A 15,861-nucleotide genomic window follows, 5' to 3' on the forward strand; every position below is an offset into this window, starting at 1 on the left:
CAAGGGGCATTTCCTCGCCCTCCGCCGGCCCTCGGGCCGCCCCCAAAGGCCTGGCCCGATCCATACCCGATGCGTAGCTATCTCGATTTCGAAAAGCCGATCGCCGAGCTCGAATCCAAGGTCGAGGAATTGCGCGAGGTCGCCGCGCGCGACGGCGGCGTGTCGATCACCGAGGAGGTCGCCAAGCTGGAACAGAAGGCCGACCTGGCGCTGAAAGACCTCTATGCCGGGCTCACGCCCTGGCAGAAGACGCTGGTCGCCCGCCATCCGGCCCGGCCCCACACGCTCGACTATATCGCCAAGCTGATCGAGGACTTCACGCCGCTCGCCGGCGACCGCGTGTTCGGCGAGGACGAGGCGATCGTTGGCGGCTTCGGCCGGTTTCGCGGCCAGAGCATCTGCATCATGGGCCATGAGCGGGGCGACACGACCGAGACCCGGATCCGGCACAATTTCGGCATGGCGCGTCCGGAGGGCTATCGCAAGGCGGTGCGCCTGATGGAAACCGCCGAGCGTTTCGACATTCCGGTGATCTCGCTGGTTGACACCGCCGGCGCCTATCCGGGCATCGGCGCCGAGGAGCGCGGCCAGGCGGAGGCGATCGCCCGCTCGACCGATCGCAGCCTGTCGCTGGGCGTGCCGAATATCGCCGTCATCATCGGCGAAGGCGGCTCGGGCGGGGCGATCGCCATTGCCGCGGCCAACCGGGTGATGATGCTGGAGCATTCGATCTACAGCGTCATTTCGCCGGAAGGCGCGGCCTCGATCCTGTGGCGCGACACCGCCAAGGCCCAGGACGCCGCGACCAATATGAAGATCACCGCGCAGGACCTGCTGCGCTTCGGCGTCATCGACCAGATCGTCAGCGAGCCGGTCGGCGGTGCCCATCGCGACCCGGACGCGGCCATCCTGCGGGTCGGCGACGCCCTCGAGCAGGGGCTGGCGCAATTGGCCGGGCAGTCGCCCGACGATATCCGCAAGCTCAGGCGCGATAAATTCCTCGCGATCGGCCGGTCGGTCTGACCGGCGCGATTGCGGCCTGAACGGGCTCATTGCCGCATGTTCGCCACGATGTCCGTTTCATGTGGAATTCGTTAACCCTCCGTCGCATTTTCGGCATCTTGCGGTAACCTCGGGTTGACGCTATCCGTCTCGGCTAAGGATCCCTTAAGGATCACAGGCGTCAGACTGACACCGTAAAAGGGCGGCTTCGCCCAAGTTCGGGAGCAGAGCATTGCGTCAGACGGCTCGAGCCGCCTCGGGGGCATCACCGGTCAAGGGCCTGAGGCTTTTCGCTTCGGTGGCGATGGTCGCGCTCGCGCTCGCCGCCTGCCAGGACACCTCGCTGTCGCGCAACAATCCCAATCGTGGCAGCGCCGCCCTGTCGCAGGCCGTGCTCGAAGAGCTCAACACCAAGGGCATGACCCGCACCGCCCCGGTGCTGATGCGCATCTTCAAGCAGGAAGCCGAGCTCGAGGTCTGGAAGAAGGACGCGACCGGCCGCTACGCGCTCTTCAAGGTCTATCCGATCTGCAACTATTCCGGCGATCTCGGCCCCAAGGTGCGCGAAGGCGACCGGCAGTCCCCGGAGGGCTTCTACGCGATCACGCCGGGCCTGATGAACCCGAATTCGAACTATTACCTCGCCTTCAACATGGGCTTCCCGAACACTTTCGACCGGGCCTATGGCCGCAGCGGCTCGCACCTGATGGTGCATGGCGACTGCTCGTCGCGCGGCTGCTACGCCATGACCGACGAGGCGATCGCCGAGGTCTATGCCCTGGCCCGCGACGCGTTGCAGGGCGGCCAGGAATCGTTCCAGGTTCAGGCCTATCCGTTCCGCATGACGCCGCGCAACCTGGCCCGTCATCGCAACAACCCGAACATGGCGTTCTGGCGCAACCTGAAGGAAGGCTACGATCACTTCGAGGTGACGCGCCAGGAGCCGCAGGTCGATGTCTGCGAGCGCCGCTATGTGTTCAACGCGGTCTCGCCGAATTCCTCGCTGGCGCAGACCGCTTCGGTCGCCGGCGGCGCCCGTGAAATGATCGGCACCGACCCCTGGGCCGGCACCCGCGCCTCGGGCACCGCGCGTGCCAATGTTTCGACCACGGCCGCTTCCGCCGTGCCGGTGTCGATGAACGACAGCGCCCAGTCGACGACCACGGCGGCGCCGGCGGCGCGCACCATTCCGGCGCGCGGCGTGCGCAGCCGTTTCACCGCGGTCAGCGACGATCCGGCGACGCGCCCGGCCTTCCAGGCGGCATCCGCCTGCCCGGCCTATGTCGTTCCCCCGGCGATCCGCCATGCGGTCACCGCGAAGAATTCCCGCGACATGGCGCAGGTCGCCGCGCTGGCGGGCCAGATCGAAGCGGCGCCCGCCCGCTCCGGCATCGACGGCGGCACCAATCAGCGTTTCGCCGAGCGTTTCGCCAACCGGCGCATTCGTGTCGGCTCGAGCGAGCCGAGCTTCTCGCTGGCGAGCCAGGAGAGCACGCCGGTGACGCTGGTGACGGCGCGTTCGGCGGTTTCCGCCGAGCCCGCCGCGGCGCCCGCCACGGCCACAGCGGTCGCCACCGCCACACCGGCTGCACCGGCCGCGGCCGGTGCCGAGGCACAGCCGGTCACCCTGGCGGCCGCCCCGGTTCCGTCGCCGTCGCCGCTGCGCACCACGACGACGATTGCCCGCAGCACCGGCACTGCGCCGGTGCAGGCCTCGGTTGTCTCGGCCTTCGCCCCGGCCGAACCGCCGCCGGCGGCGCAGCCGTCCGGCAACTGGTTCACCCGCCTGATCGGCACCGGCACGACGACCGAAGCCACTCCGGCGGCCGAGGCCACGCCCGCGGCTCAGGCCCCGGCGAGCGGTGCGCCGGTCCCGCTGCCGCGGCCGCATGCCTCGGTGGCGACGCCCGCCCGGGTCAACTGAGCCGGCATCAATGAGATAGGGCTGTCGTCGCAGGACGACGGCCGGTCGGGTTTTGTGCGGGACGTCCCCTGTCGAGAGCCGCCGCCTCTAGGCCGCCAGCGGATAGGTCTCTTCGACCAGGTAAGGCCCGCCGCCGACCGATTCCTTGGCCGAGAACAGAGCGAAGCGCGGGACCAGGAAGGTCCGGCTCATGAACAGCCCACGCAGCGCGATCCAGTCGGCGACGTCGCGGGCGCGGGCGTTGCGGCCGAGCCGCGCCAGGCTGACATGGGGCGTGAACTTGCGCGTCTCCGGCTCCAGCCCCACCCGCCGCATGATCCGCTCGTGCTCGGCCTGCAGCTCCATCAGCGGCTGGGTCTGCTTGACCGCGATATAGAGCGAGCGCGGCTTGTCGCCGCCGAACGAGCCGAGGCCGGTCAAGGTCACCTCGATGGTGCGCTTGCGGACGGCGTAGAGCATGTCGGCAATGTCGTTTGCCGCGCGTTCGCCGACATCGCCGATGAAGCGCAGCGTGATGTGAAAATCCTCGGGGTCGATCCAGCGGGCCGCGCCCAATCCGCCCTGGAGCCTGCTCAGGTCATCCGCCATGGTCTCCGGGACTTCGAGACCAGTGAAGATGCGGGGCATGGCGACCTCCCTGCTATCAAGGTCCCGAATCGCTCCGGGACCACCAGAAGCATGACGCTGACCGGCCGCGATGTCACCCTGGTGACGGTCGCCGGCCGGACGCGGTCATGCGGCCTTCAATGCGGTCCAGTGATCCAGGAAAGCATCGAGCCAGATGCGCACCGCCGGATCATGGGCGTAACGGTCGTCGAAATGCTCCTGCCGGCTCTTGGCATTGGGCGAGGCCATGCGTTCATGCGCCCGGGTCGTCCAGCGGCACATCATCCAGTGCGTCACTTCCGGATGGAACTGGATGCCGTAGGCGGCCCGGCCGACGCGGATCGCCTGGTTCTTGAAACAGTCGCCGGTGGCCAGCAGTTCCGCGCCGCAGGGTTTCTCGAAACCCTCGCGATGCCATTGATAGACATGGTCGGGCCAGGGCAGTTCCGCCTTGGCGGTGTCGGTCGCCCGCAGCGGATAATAACCGACCTCGACATGGCCTTCCGGGTGGGTCGAGACCGGCGCGCCCAGATGCCTGGCCAGCATCTGCGCGCCGAGGCAAATGCCGAGAAAGGGCAGTTCCTCCTTCAGCGCCGTACCGATCCAGTCGGTCTCCCGCTTGACGAAATCGTCGGGGTCGTTGGCGCTCATCGGGCCGCCGAATATGACCGCGCCGGCAAACTGGCGCGTCGATTTGGGCAAGGGGTCGCCGAAACGCGGCCGGCGGATATCGAGCCGGTAGCCGCGTTCCTGCAGCAGGCGGCCGACCCGGCCCGGGGTGGACTGTTCCTGGTGCAGCACCAGCAGCATGGTGTCCGGGCCGCGCTCACGCTTGCCCGCGGGGCCAGTGAGTTTCGGCTCGTGACGAACAAGCGGACGCGCGGGCATGGCTCGGAATCACCAGGGACGCAGAAGAATTTTCCGACATTGATGAAAAATCAGGCGGACTGAAAGATTGGTTAACGGAATGGCAGATGCGCGTGTCGTCGTGGCAACACCTCGCCGGCCGCGGCCGGCGGAGCCGTCAGCCGGCCAGGGCCTTGGCGAGCACGGCGGCCTCGACCGGCTTCTGCAGCACCACGTCGAACAGGCCGGGCAGCATGTCGTTCGGGTCGTCGCCCGACAGCGCGACGAGGCGCGGATGCGGCCCTTGCGACTTGAGCGCGATGGCCACCGCGACGCCGTCCATGTCGGGCATGCGCCGGTCGATCACGGCGACGTCGAAATGGGTGAGGGAGGCTGCCTCGAGCGCGGCATGGCCGCCGTCGACCGCGATGACGCTGTGGCCGAGCGCGGTGGCGATCCGCGCCACCACGTCGCGTGAAAACGCGTGGTCATCGGCGATCAGCACGGAGAGCGACATGGCGGGCATGCGCAAGGGTTAACGCGCAATAACGAATAAAGTGTTTATTGCGCGGATCGTTCCACGGAATTCGCCGCCCCATGCTCGATCTCGTCCTGCTCGTCGTGCCGGTCTTCGGCCTGGTGGCGCTTGGTTATGCCGCCGCCCTGTCCGGCCTCATCGGCGAGCGGTCCAACGAGGGCATCACCGCGTTCCTGTTCGTCGTCGGCGCGCCGGCGCTGCTGTTCAAGCTGATCACCGCGGCGGTCTTTCCGGAGACCTTCCCGTGGGGATTCTGGATCGCCTATTACACCGGCATGGGGGTGGTCTGGATCGCCTCGACGATCCTGGCCTCGCGCGTGTTCAGGACGTCGCATGGCGATGCGGTCATTGCCGGCTTGGCGGCGGGGCAGGCCAATACCGTGCTGATCGGCATACCGATCATCCTGAAAGCCTATGGCGACCAGGCCGGCTTTCCGATCGCCATGCTGCTCGCCGTCAACCTGCCGATCACCATGACGGTGGCGACCCTGATGCTGGAGGGGACACGCTCGGCCCAGGGTGGGGCGGTGCTGCGCAAGCTGGTCAAGGGGCTGACGACCCATCCGCTGCTGATCGCCATGGCGGCCGGCGTCATGGCTCAGGTCGTCGGCTTCAGGCCATCAGGGGCCTTCGGCGCCATGCTCGACATGCTGGCCAATACCACCGTGCCGCTGTCGCTGTTCGCGCTCGGCCTGTCGCTGAAGGCCTATGGCGTCAAGGCCGACCTGCCGGTGGCGCTGATGATCAGCCTGCTCCGGCTCCTGGTCCATCCGGCCATCGCCTATGTCGTGGCGACCCAGGTCTTCGCGCTGCCGCCGGCCTGGACCGGCACCGTCGTGCTGTTCGCGGCCATGCCGGCCGGCATCAACGCCTATCTGTTCGCCGCCCGTTACGGCCAGGGCGTCGGCATCGCCTCGACCGCGGTCGCGCTGTCGACCGTGCTGTCGGTGGCGACCACGGTGTTGTGGCTGTGGGTCCTTGGCATCGGCTGAGCCCGCCCTATTTGCCCAAACTCCGGACCTGATCTGTTCATCTGGCGTTCAGAGCCTGGCCGGGAGAGTTGTTCACGTCTTCGTGTGCAACAGTGTGGCTTGCGGCTGGTCGAGGCCGCCTCCCGGATCCCGTGTTCATGGCCTCTCCCGCGCCAGGCGCCACTCATGAAGGCCTCGACCGCAAGGTGGTCAGCGATTTCTTCGTACTGGCCGCCGGCTGGTGGGGTGGTGCGACAGCACGCCGCGCCTGGTTCCTGAGCGCCGCGCTGGCGGCCCTGCTGGTGGTCAATGTCGGCATCAATTTCCTGGTCAATGCCTGGAACCGGCGCTTCTTCGATGCCCTGGAGAATTCCGAAACCGCAACGGTGACCTGGGCCGTCCTGGTGTTTTTCGGCCTGGTCTTTGCCGCCGCGGCCGTCGGCGTCGGCGTCGTGCTGACACGCGAAACCCTGCAGGTGCGCTGGCGCCAGTGGCTGGTCGGCACCTTGCTCGACCGCTGGATCGGCCGGCAGCGCTACTATCGCATGGGCCTGGCCGGCACCGAGCCGGCCAACCCGGAATATCGGATTGCCGACGACACCCGCATGGCGACCGAGCCGATCGTCGATTTCGCCATCGGGCTGTTGTCCTCGCTGGTCTCGGCGCTGACCTTCGTCGGGGTCCTGTGGGTGGTCGGCGGCGCGCTCACCGTGCATGTCGGTGACAGCCACTTCGTCATTCCAGGCTACCTGGTGCTGGCGGCGGTGGCCTACGGCGTCACGATGTCCTGCCTGATGTTGTGGATCGGCCGGGCGCTGCCCGGCGCGGTGGCACGGCGCAACGAAGGCGAGGCCAAGCTGCGCTTCGAATTGACCCGGTTGCGCGAGAACAGCGAGAGCGTCGCGCTGATCCGCGGCGAGGCCGACGAGCGGCGGGCGCTCGGCGCCACCTATGCCGATCTGGTCGGCCGCTGGCTCGGCGTGGTGCGCCGCCACGGTCGGATCACCTGGCTGACCAATTCGAACGGCGTGTTCATCCCGGTGCTGCCGCTGCTGCTGGCCGCGCCGAAATACCTGTCCGGCGACTTCACGCTCGGCCAGGTCACCCAGCTCGCCGGCGCCTTCCTGCAGGTGCAGCTGGCCATCGCCTGGCTGGTCGACAATTACCGGGCCATCGCCCAGTGCTATGCCTCGATGCAGCGGGTCACCGACCTGACCAATGCCTTCGACGACATCGATGGCGGCTTCGACGAGAAACACAGCGGCGGCGTGATGCTGGCGCCCTCGGTTTCGGGCGCGCTCAGGCTCGACGAGCTGACCATTGCCGACCGTTCAGGCCAGGTGCTGATCGACCGGATCTCGGTACGCATCGAGCCGGGCGAGAAGGTGATGATCTCGGGCGAGAGCGGCTCAGGCAAGTCGACCCTGGTCCGGGCGCTCGCCGGGCTCTGGCCCTGGGGCTCGGGCGTCATTGCGTTGCCGGCGGGCGGGGCCGTCGCCTTCGTGCCGCAGCGGGCTTATCTGCCGGCGGGCACGCTGCGCGCCGCGCTGCTCTACCCGGCCCAGACGGCGCAAGTCGACGACGCCGTGCTGAGCGACGCGCTGGTGCAGGTCGGCCTCGGTTATCTCGATCAGCGACTCGGCGAGGCCGAGCGCTGGGAGCAGATCCTGTCCAATGGCGAGCGCCAGCGTCTCGCGGTGGCGCGGCTCCTGGTCCAGAAGCCGGACCTGGTCATTCTCGACGGCGCGACCAGCGCGCTGGACGAACCGGGCGAGGCGCGCCTGATGGCGGTGCTGGCCGGAGCCTTGGAAGGTTCGACCCTGATCAGCGTCGGCCTGCGTCCGGGCCTGGAGGCGCTGCACGACCGCAAGCTGGTGCTGACCCGGGGCGAGCGCGGCGCGCGCCTCGCCTCGGTGGCGCTGGAGCCGAAATCCCTGCAAGCCACCGCAGCCGAACCCACCCCCTGACATCTCGCGCCGCCGGCGCGGCGCCTACCGGAGCCTATCGATGACACTGCATATCTGGGATCACTTCTGGGACCTTCGCGTGAAGGAATGCCCCTGCGACGCGCATTTCTGCGACTGGCTGGAAGAGACCGGGACGCGTGGCAAGGCGATCTTCCATTTCGGCACGGGCGGCCATCACCTGCTCGGCCTGCACAATGTCGAGAAGGGGCTGAACAATGCCATTCTCGGCATCACCGCCTCGCCGGGCGAGATCCGCACCTATGAGACCATGATCACCGAGAACCCCGAGCTCGGCTGGGGCTACAAGGCCTATTTCGGTGATATCTACCAGCTCGACGCGCGGCTGCTGCCGGTGTTCGACGTGGTCACGCTGTTTCATGTCGGCGAGTTCCGCACCGAGAAGAACGACGCCTATGGCGGCCTCACCGACTATCAGATGGTCAAATTGCTGGCCGGCCAGACCCGGCCGGGGGGCACGATCGCGTTTTATGAAGGCTCCTATGCCTATGACAAGGCCAGGGCCGTGCACGACCAATTGGTGAGCGAGGGCATTCTGGCGCCCAAGGGGCAATTCAAGACGCTGCCGCTGTTCGAGCGCACCGCCAAGGCCCTTTGACGACCACCCCCCGGCCGCCCTGGTCCGGCTCGCCCCACGCTTTTCGGGTCCGCCCCGGCTTGCCAAGCCGGGGGGCGAGGCAGATCATGACTGCTTCGTGACGCGAGATGGAGCGCTGGAAGGAGCCTCATGTCCGATGCCGAGACGAGTTCGCAGGGCGCTGTCGTTGTTCTGAACGCCGGTGCCTCCACCTCGCGCATAGCCTTCGACCGGCGCGAACTGGACGACATCCTGAACCTCTATGGCCGGATGGTCGCCGCGGGCGAATGGCGCGACTACGCCATCGATTTTCTCCGCGACAAGGCGGTGTTCTCGATCTTCCGCCGGAGCTCCGAAGTGCCGCTCTACCGGATCGTCAAGGATCCGAAGCTGGCGACGCGCCAGGGTGCCTATTCGGTGGTGGCGGCGACCGGGCTGATCTTGAAGCGCGGGCATGAGCTGCGACGTGTGCTGGCGGTGCTGGAGAAGCCGCTCAGGGCCGTGCAGTAGGTCCCGCACGCGGCCTCGGGGCCGTCGCGCCGACGGCCATGTTGCGCCGTGGCCCGCCCGAAGCGATAGCTTTGCGCCAAGACCCGCGGCGGCGTGTGCCGTCGCGTTTCCTTTACCGGCCGCATCGATCATGGGTGCGGACCGAATCGACAGAGTGACCCCATGCCCCGCCTCACAGCCTTCTCGTTCCTGGTCGTGCTCGCTGTCTCGGCCGCCGGCGCAGCGCGCGGCGATGCCCTGGTGATCCCGCCGGCGAACTATCCGGCGCTCGCGAGCCAGGCAACTGCGCCCGAAGGTTTCGTGCCGCCGGGCTGGCGCCTGGAGCAGAGCCGGCGCGGCGATTTCACCGGCGATGGCGTCGAGGATGTCGCTTTCGTGCTGCGCCAGGCCGAGCCGGCCAATATCCTCGCCAATACGGGCTTGGGCGAACGCCGCTTCGATACCAATCCGCGCATCCTGGTGGTGGCCTTCGGCCGGGCCGACCACAGCGGTTTCGATCTGGCCCTGCAGAACACCACCCTGATCCCGCGGCGCGAAGATCCGACCCGGGAAGACCCGCTGGCGGGCGATGCGATCGCCATCGCGCGTGGCGCGCTGAGGGTGCGGCTGCGGCTGTTCTCGAGCGCCGGCTCCTGGGAGACGGCGTCGACGACCTATACGTTCCGCCATCGCGACGGCGCGCTCCGGATGGTCGGCTTCGACCGCAGCACGACCCTGCGCAATACCGGCGAGACCAGGGGCCTGAGCATCAACTACCTGACCGGACGGGTGCAGCGCACGACCGGCCGGATCGAAAACGACGAGGTCGTCACGCGCTGGAGCGCATTGCGCAACCGCACCCTGCTGACCATCGAGAACATTGGCGACGGCCTGGCCTTCGAGCCGGCGGTCTGACGGGCGCGAAACGGGGCGGGGGCGGAGCGCCACTTCGGCGCGCCTGACGACGTCACGGATCCGAATTCACCGGACTTCTCCGGACGTCCGGCCGGCGGCAAGGGGCTGGCCTTCACCGGCGAGACCCGACCTGCCGCGACGGTGCGGGCTTGCTCTGTCGGGGCCGATCACGTCGTTCGCGGACTGCCGCAATATGTCGACAAAGGCGCTGGCGGCCGGGGAAAGTGATCGGCCGGCTCTGGTGATGACCGACACCGAGCGCAGGATTTCCGGATTGCCGATCCGTCTGAAGCCGATGGCGGGCTCGGTCAGGACCTCGACGCATTGGGGGAGAACCGCGACGCCCAGGCCAACCCGAACCAGGGCCAGCGCGGTTCCGGCATAAGCCACTTCGTAGGCCGGCTGCAGGGAAAAACCGGCTCTTGAAAAGCCCTCATCGGCCAGATGGCGGAAGATGCTCTGGCGATCGAGCAGGATCATCGGCAAGCCGGCGAGATCGCTCCAGCAAATCTCCGAGAGATCGGCGATCGGATGTCCGGACGGATAAACGGCGACCAGCGGCTCCTGAAACAGTGGCGTCCATTGCAACCCCGGCTCCGATTCGCGGAAACTGCCGACAGCGAGATCGGCTCCACCGCTACGGACCTGGGTCAGAACTTCCTCGGGCAGGGAATCTTTCAACTGGACCGAGACGCTCGGATATCGTTGCTTGAACTCGGCCATGACGCCGGCGAGGAACGTCGTGGCGAGAATATAGGGTGCCGCGATGGTGATCTTGCCGCGCTGCTTCGCCCCCAGTTCGGCGACATTGGCAAGAGCCGCGTCGAAATCTTCCAAGAGCCGCTCGGCGCTGCTCAGGAGCTCCAGCCCGATCGCCGTCGGCTCGAGCCTGCGGGTCGAGCGCTCGATGACCTGAACCTGAAGATTGTCTTCGAGCTGGCGGATGAGCAGGCTGAGTGCCGACTGCGTCAGGTGGAGGCGCTCGGCGGCCTTCGTGAAGCTCTTTGACTGAACGACCAGGACGAAGGCGCGCAACTGGCGAATGGTGACGTTCATCGTCAGCCCTGCCCGCCGACGGGGGCCACCCGGCGCGCCCTCGTCGCGCGCCTCGCCTGCCGCGGCTTCGACGGCGCGCCGCCGTCTCCCCGCCTGAGAAATGCCGCGCGGCGACAGGCGTCGCCAGGGCGCGCATATCCGTCGGTCGACCATGAGCGGGTCAATCTATTCATAAGATAACCTCATCGCTTGATCCAGATAACTCGTTTGATTCATAAATCGAGCCGTCGCTAATGTGAACGAAATTCGGTGATCGGAGGGAAGAACGCCATGGATCGACGACAATGCCTGGCTGCGATGCTGCTCGCGGCAACGGCGGGCGCACCGCTGCGGGTCCTGGCGGACGATTATCCGAGCCGGCTGCTCAGGATCGTCGTCGGGTTCCCTCCGGGAACGGCGACCGACGTCGCGACCCGGGTGGTCGCGGAGGCCATCGCCCAGCGGCTGGGGCAACCCGTCATCACCGAAAATCGCCCCGGCGCGTCGAGCAATATCGCCGCCAAGGCGGTCGCGACCTCGACCCCAGACGGCTACACGATCTTCGTCGGAACCGTCGCCAACACGATCAATGCGGCGTTCCCGAATTCGACGGCGTCCGATCTGAGCCGGGACTTCACGCCCGTCGCGATGATCGGAACCGTGCCCAACATGCTGGTGGTGAGCCCTTCGCTCGGCGTCTCGACGGTCGAGCAGCTGGTTGCCGCCGCCAAGGCCAGGCCGGGTGAGATTACCCTGGCATCCTCGGGTCACGGGACCTCGCCCCACCTCTCCGGCGAGCTCTTCGCCACGATGGCCGGCATCAAGCTGCTGCACGTCCCCTATCGCGGCAGCGCTCAAGCCGTGACGGATCTGCTCGGCGGGCAAGTCCAGGTGATGTTCTCGCCTGCTCCCTCGGTGCTGCCCCATATCCAGAGCGGCGCGCTGACGGCGCTGGCGACGACAGGCGCGAAGCGAACCGAGCTCGCCCCCGACCTGCCGACCCTGCAGGAGCACGGATTCAAGGATTTCGAGAGCTCGGTCTGGTTCGGCTTCCTCCTGCCGCCCGGAACGCCGTCCGGCGTGGTCGACAAGCTTCGCGGCGCGACCGATGCGGCGCTCGACCTGCCCGACGTGAAGAAGCAGTTCCGCATGCAGGGCATCGATGCCGTCCGGTTGGGGCCGGACGAATTCGCCGCCTATCTCCGCAGCGAAACCCGCAAATGGGCCGAGGTCATCCGGGCCGCCGGCATCGCGGCCCCTTAGGGAAGGAACATATCATGCCCAAGCTCAGCGTCGCGGAATGCCGCGAATTCATCCTGGCCGTGACCGAGAAGGCGACCGAGATGGGCGTGCCCATCTCGACCGCGATCGTCGGTCCGGAAGGACATCTCATTGCGCTCGAAAGGATGGACGATGCCGGCTTCATCACGCCGGACATCGCGCGCGCCAAGGCGTTCACCGTCGCCGCCTTCCGGTCGATGAGCCCCCGCTTCCCGGACGGCCAGGTCATCCAGCAGTGGTTCAAGGAACGCAATCCGCAAATGCTGGTCAATGCGGCGATCTTCACCAATGGCCAGATCGTCGCGTCGGGCGGCTGCGCGCCGGTCTTCAAGGGCTCCGAAATGGTCGGCGCCTACGGCATCAGCGGCGCGACCGGAGACCAGGACGAGGAAATCGGCCGCTATGCGCGGGCAAAGGTCGGCTGGCTGCACAAGCCGGAGCATGACACCACGCCCGACAGCGTGAAGCAGCACATCGCCGAGATCTACGCCAAGGTCGGCCTCGGCGACCGCTCGGCCTAACGGCCTCCTGCTCCACCGCGCCAGGGCGGCGACCGCCCTTGGTTCCCCTCCCGCCGGCATTGCCGCGCTCGCATCGGCGATGCGCGACGATGCTTTTCGGCGGTGTCCCCGCGATCCCCTGAAAAGTGAAGAAGGTCCCGTTGTGCTGAGCGAAGACGATCATCGGGCCGCAGCCGAGGCCATCCTGAAGGCCGAGCGCGAGCGCGTGCCCAGCATCCAGCTTTCGAAGATGTTTCCCGGCATGGACATCGCCGACGCCTACCGGGTCCAGGATCTCTGGGCCGACAGCCGCATCGCCGCCGGCGCGCGCCTCGCCGGGCACAAGATCGGGCTGACGTCGCGCGCCATGCAGATGGCCTCGAAGATCGACGAGCCGGACTACGGCCGGATCCTCGACGACGCGCTCTATAACGACGGAGCGCGGATCTCGGCGGCGGCTTTCATCAGGCCGCGGCTCGAGGTCGAACTCGCCTTCATCATGGGCGAGGACCTCGCCGGTCCCGGTTGCCGGATCCATGACGTGATGCGTGCGACCGAACAGGTGGTGCCGGCACTCGAGATCATCGACTACCGCACCGAGGTGCCGCGCGCGATCGTCGACACCATCGCCGACAATGCCGCCTTCGGCGCGATCGTCATCGGCGGCCGCACGGTCCGGCCCTTCGACGTCGACCTGCGCTGGATCGGCGCCACCTTGTCGCTAAACGGCGTCATCGAGGAATCGGGGGTCTCCGCAGCGATCATGGGGCATCCGGCGGCCGGCATCGCGTGGCTGGTCAACAAGCTGCATGATGTCGGCACCGGCCTGAAGCGAGGGCAGATCGTGCTCGGCGGATCCTTCACGCGGCCGGTCGACATCAGGAAGGGCGATGTCATCCATGCCGACTACGGCCCGCTCGGCGCCATCGGCGTCTCCTTCGTCTGAGCGCGGCCGACCGCCCCTCCCGTCGATCGCTCGCAGCGCGCTCCGCGTGGGGCATCGGTCGACCGGTCTGCCGCGCAGGCGTCAATCGCCGGGCCGCCGGGTCCGGGCCGAGCTTGCGGCGCGGCTTGGAGAACGGCCTCATGGTCGCAGCTCGACATCGCGACGTCATCAACGCTGTCGCGACGAAGCTTGTAACCGCCATGTCACCAGGCGGCTGTACGGTTTTTGGGTATTATCGGGAGGGGAGCGCTAGGCGCGCCCAAAATCCGCTTCAGGAAATGCGGATGAAGCGCTTCACGCGCGAGCGCGGCTTGACGGTGCGGCGGGTCACGGTGACGCCGCGCGGCGCGATCTCGATGCGGCGGCCCGGGTTCGGCACGAAGAAACGCGCGGTTTCGGCGGCGCCATCGACGCGCAGGAAATCGATGTCGATAGCGCGCATGAACGACTTCACGGATGCGAATGTCATCGGAATTCTCCGGAAGTTCGGGCGGCGGCTATGAAGAGACAAATTGGAGCGGGAGAAGGGATTCGAACCCTCGACCCCAACCTTGGCAAGGTTGTGCTCTACCCCTGAGCTACTCCCGCATCAACTTGTCTCTCGACCGCCGAAGCATCGAAGAGGGCGGTTCTATGCCAAAGGACGCCGAGGATTGCAATGGTCCCGTGACACTTTTTTCGCGGCGTCGCGATCTTGTGGATTTCTCCGGCCTTGTCCCTGACGCGACCAGCGCGCCGAAGGCCCGGAAAGTCTCGCGTCGCGGGCCTGCGGGGCGCGTGGCGCAGCATCTTCATTGCATGGCGGCACTGGCATGGCGCGCGGACCTCGTGGTCTATTGCAGCGCCCGGTCGCGCGGCGGCCCGCGATTTCTCGCGCCGCGTCGCGCCGGGCCACGCAAACGGCTTGCGCGCAGGAGACTGAAATGGGCCATGGATTTGTTTCCCTCCCCGATGCCAGCCGCTATCGCCTGGCCAATGCCACGGTGCCGGCGGCGCTGATCCGCGGCAGCGCCGGCCCGGTCGCCGGCGACGGCCTCGTGATCGCCGACATCATCGTCGCCGACGGTCGGATCGAAGCGGTCGGCGCGCCGGGCGCGAGCGACGTCATGGCCGTCGATCTCGATCGCTCCATGGTCTTTCCCTGTTTCGTCGACAGCCATACCCATCTCGACAAGGGCCATATCTGGCCGCGCGCCGCCAACCCGGACGGCACTTTTCCCGGCGCGCTGGCCGCGGTGGCGGCCGACCGGGCGGCCAACTGGTCGACGAACGACGTGCGCACGCGGATGAATTTCGCGCTGAAGGCGGCTTATGCCCACGGCACGGCGGCGATCCGCACCCATATCGATTCGCTGCCCGCCCAGATCGATATTTCCTGGCCGCTCTTCGCCGAGATCCGTTCGGAATGGCAGGGCCGCATCGACCTGCAGGCGTCCTCGCTCTGCGGCATCGACGTGGTGGTGGAGGACGGCTATCTCGACAAGATCACCGGCGCGCTGAAGCGTTTCGGCGGCGGGCTCGGCGCGGTCACCTATATGTCGCCGAATTTGCCGGAGGGGCTGGAGCAGCTGTTCTCGACCGCGCTCGCCCAGGGCTTCAGGCTCGATTTCCATGTCGACGAGACGCTGGATCCGGGCGCCCACTCGCTGCGCCTGATCGCCGAGGCGGCGCTGCATTTCGGCTGGGCCGAGAACGGCAACGGCCGGATCGTGGTCGGCCATTGCTGCTCGCTGTCGACCCAGGCCGACGACGAGGCGCAGCGCACGCTGGACCTGGTCGCCAAGGCCGGCATCGCCGTGGTGTCGCTGCCGATGTGCAACATGTACCTGCAGGACCGGACCCTCGGGCGCACGCCGCGCCGGCGCGGCGTGACGCTGCTGCACGAGATGCGCGAGCGCGGCACGCCGGTCATGGTCGCCTCCGACAATACCCGCGATCCCTTCTACGCCTATGGCGACCTTGACGTGTTGGAGGTCTATCGGGCGGCGACCCGCATCCTGCATTTCGACCATCCGGTCGGCGACTGGCCGCTCAGCGTCACCGGAACCCCGGCGGAGGCCTGCGGGTTCTCCGGTCGGGGCGTCATCGAGGCCGGCCTTGCCGCCGATCTCGTGCTGTTCCGGGGGCGGAGCTGGACCGAGCTCCTGGCGCGGCCGCAGTCCGACCGCACCGTGCTGCGGGCCGGGCGGGCGATCGATACGACGCTGCCGGACTATCGCGATCTCGACGTGCTGTGGAGTTGACCT

16 protein-coding genes and 1 tRNA gene are annotated in these 15,861 nt (G+C 67.5%); 11 read left to right on the top strand and 6 right to left on the bottom strand.

All coding sequences use genetic code 11. The annotated features are described in order from the left end of the window. Nucleotides 1–69: 69 nt before the first annotated feature. Nucleotides 70–1,023 carry an acetyl-CoA carboxylase carboxyltransferase subunit alpha gene (locus AC07WJ_RS02690; RefSeq protein WP_494932987.1) on the top strand — a complete coding sequence of 318 codons (954 nt, stop codon included), beginning with the start codon at nucleotides 70–72 and terminating at the stop codon, nucleotides 1,021–1,023. 283 nt (nucleotides 1,024–1,306) lie between these two features. Beyond that, nucleotides 1,307–2,926 carry a L,D-transpeptidase family protein gene (locus AC07WJ_RS02695; RefSeq protein ID WP_494933815.1) on the top strand — a complete coding sequence of 540 codons (1,620 nt, stop codon included), beginning with the start codon at nucleotides 1,307–1,309 and terminating at the stop codon, nucleotides 2,924–2,926. An 87-nt stretch (nucleotides 2,927–3,013) separates the two neighbouring features. Here AC07WJ_RS02695 and thpR read toward each other — a convergent pair whose 3' ends face one another. The 3 genes from thpR to AC07WJ_RS02710 form a co-directional block, all read right to left on the bottom strand. Further along, a complete protein-coding gene (gene thpR, locus AC07WJ_RS02700) occupies nucleotides 3,014–3,553 on the bottom strand; it encodes an RNA 2',3'-cyclic phosphodiesterase (RefSeq protein WP_494932988.1) in 540 nt (179 codons plus the stop codon). 105 nt (nucleotides 3,554–3,658) lie between these two features. Next, nucleotides 3,659–4,420: a glutamine amidotransferase gene (locus tag AC07WJ_RS02705; RefSeq protein ID WP_494932989.1), complete on the bottom strand. Its 762-nt coding sequence runs from the start codon at nucleotides 4,418–4,420 to the stop codon at nucleotides 3,659–3,661. 136 nt (nucleotides 4,421–4,556) lie between these two features. After that, nucleotides 4,557–4,895: a response regulator gene (locus tag AC07WJ_RS02710; protein ID WP_494932990.1), complete on the bottom strand. Its 339-nt coding sequence runs from the start codon at nucleotides 4,893–4,895 to the stop codon at nucleotides 4,557–4,559. An 80-nt stretch (nucleotides 4,896–4,975) separates the two neighbouring features. Here AC07WJ_RS02710 and AC07WJ_RS02715 point away from each other — a divergent pair, with 80 nt between their 5' ends. From AC07WJ_RS02715 to AC07WJ_RS02735, 5 genes are all read left to right on the top strand, one after another. Continuing rightward, a complete protein-coding gene (locus tag AC07WJ_RS02715; protein WP_494932991.1) occupies nucleotides 4,976–5,908 on the top strand; it encodes an AEC family transporter in 933 nt (310 codons plus the stop codon). Between the two features lie 137 nt (nucleotides 5,909–6,045). Then, complete coding sequence (locus tag AC07WJ_RS02720; RefSeq protein WP_494932992.1) at nucleotides 6,046–7,854, top strand: ABC transporter ATP-binding protein/permease; 1,809 nt, start codon at nucleotides 6,046–6,048, stop codon at nucleotides 7,852–7,854. 40 nt (nucleotides 7,855–7,894) lie between these two features. Then, nucleotides 7,895–8,470 carry a class I SAM-dependent methyltransferase gene (locus AC07WJ_RS02725; protein ID WP_494932993.1) on the top strand — a complete coding sequence of 192 codons (576 nt, stop codon included), beginning with the start codon at nucleotides 7,895–7,897 and terminating at the stop codon, nucleotides 8,468–8,470. Nucleotides 8,471–8,599: 129 nt separating this feature from the next. Continuing rightward, complete coding sequence (locus AC07WJ_RS02730) at nucleotides 8,600–8,959, top strand: DUF2794 domain-containing protein (RefSeq protein WP_494932994.1); 360 nt, start codon at nucleotides 8,600–8,602, stop codon at nucleotides 8,957–8,959. 162 nt (nucleotides 8,960–9,121) lie between these two features. Beyond that, nucleotides 9,122–9,853: a hypothetical protein gene (locus AC07WJ_RS02735; protein ID WP_494932995.1), complete on the top strand. Its 732-nt coding sequence runs from the start codon at nucleotides 9,122–9,124 to the stop codon at nucleotides 9,851–9,853. 66 nt (nucleotides 9,854–9,919) lie between these two features. Here the strand turns inward: AC07WJ_RS02735 and AC07WJ_RS02740 are convergent, their stop codons facing one another. Further along, entirely contained in the window at nucleotides 9,920–10,888 is a 969-nt protein-coding gene (locus AC07WJ_RS02740; protein WP_494932996.1) for a LysR family transcriptional regulator, read from the bottom strand. A 291-nt stretch (nucleotides 10,889–11,179) separates the two neighbouring features. Here AC07WJ_RS02740 and AC07WJ_RS02745 point away from each other — a divergent pair, with 291 nt between their 5' ends. From AC07WJ_RS02745 to hpaH, 3 genes are all read left to right on the top strand, one after another. Further along, entirely contained in the window at nucleotides 11,180–12,151 is a 972-nt protein-coding gene (locus AC07WJ_RS02745) for a tripartite tricarboxylate transporter substrate binding protein (RefSeq protein WP_494932997.1), read from the top strand. 14 nt (nucleotides 12,152–12,165) lie between these two features. Beyond that, a complete protein-coding gene (locus tag AC07WJ_RS02750) occupies nucleotides 12,166–12,690 on the top strand; it encodes a GlcG/HbpS family heme-binding protein (protein ID WP_494932998.1) in 525 nt (174 codons plus the stop codon). A 142-nt stretch (nucleotides 12,691–12,832) separates the two neighbouring features. Then, complete coding sequence (gene hpaH, locus AC07WJ_RS02755; RefSeq protein WP_494932999.1) at nucleotides 12,833–13,615, top strand: 2-oxo-hept-4-ene-1,7-dioate hydratase; 783 nt, start codon at nucleotides 12,833–12,835, stop codon at nucleotides 13,613–13,615. A 271-nt stretch (nucleotides 13,616–13,886) separates the two neighbouring features. Here hpaH and AC07WJ_RS02760 read toward each other — a convergent pair whose 3' ends face one another. Next, entirely contained in the window at nucleotides 13,887–14,084 is a 198-nt protein-coding gene (locus tag AC07WJ_RS02760; protein ID WP_494933000.1) for a hypothetical protein, read from the bottom strand. Between the two features lie 44 nt (nucleotides 14,085–14,128). Next, nucleotides 14,129–14,203: transfer RNA gene (locus AC07WJ_RS02765), tRNA-Gly, on the bottom strand. A gap of 335 nt (nucleotides 14,204–14,538) precedes the next feature. Between AC07WJ_RS02765 and AC07WJ_RS02770 the strand changes: the two genes are divergently transcribed. Next, complete coding sequence (locus tag AC07WJ_RS02770) at nucleotides 14,539–15,858, top strand: cytosine deaminase (RefSeq protein ID WP_494933001.1); 1,320 nt, start codon at nucleotides 14,539–14,541, stop codon at nucleotides 15,856–15,858. The last annotated feature ends 3 nt before the right edge of the window (nucleotides 15,859–15,861 follow it).

The organism is Phreatobacter sp. GW821-FHT04C01, assembly GCF_059420385.1.